The organism is Evtepia gabavorous (assembly GCF_003425665.1).
Classification (GTDB): domain Bacteria; phylum Bacillota; class Clostridia; order Oscillospirales; family Oscillospiraceae; genus Evtepia; species Evtepia gabavorous.
This window is the reverse complement of sequence record NZ_QQRQ01000060.1, coordinates 1-669: the sequence shown is the minus strand read 5'-3', so window position 1 is coordinate 669 and position 669 is coordinate 1. Positions and strand designations below refer to the sequence as shown.

General features: G+C 48.0%; 1 protein-coding gene. It reads right to left on the bottom strand.

Features of this window, described 5'->3' with window-relative positions:
- Window positions 1-468: 468 nt before the first annotated feature.
- The coding region (locus DV520_RS12070) for a tyrosine-type recombinase/integrase (RefSeq protein WP_148881890.1) at window positions 469-669 on the bottom strand (201 nt) is incomplete at its 5' end.

Below are 669 nucleotides of genomic sequence, written 5' to 3'. Positions count from 1 at the left end.
GACAGCTTCCCACGTGGTTAGCGTGGAGGTGTCGGCTGAGACTGAACTGCTGTTTCCTCCACCTGGATCGTCCGTCGCCATCGCCGCCGTTGGGAATAACCCCACCAGCATAACCAGCGAAAGCGCCATTGCCAATAACCTTCGTTTCATGTCATGGTTACCTCCTTGTATTGTTCTTCTTTCCGGCGTTTGACCACATAGTTTCTCTTATGTGGTCATAGCAGAGGCCAAGCCATGAATCCATGGATTCAGCGGTTCTAAATGCCAGGGAAAACGACACTGCTTTTATTATTTCAGGCATAAAAAATTTGGCCGGGCAACAGGAGGTCTGTCCGGTCTGTTTGTCATACCCGGAAACAAAATTTGTTTCCTATTTTCATTGGTATCCCTTGCTTTTTCTCTACGTCTCCTGTACAATTTAAGTACATCTATGGCTTTTGACGCATCAAAACTACCACATAAGAGAAATTATGTGACAATCAGCCCCATCCGCTCCATCTGCCGGGCATGAATCAGGCCGCTTTCCGCAGTATAAATACGGGTGGTATTCACACTGGTGTGTCCCAAAATATCCGCCAGCCGGGACAAATCCTTCTCCTGGGTATAAAATGTCCGTGCAAAGAGATGCCGAAGGTTATGGGGAAATACTTTGTCCGGTTTCACCCCCGC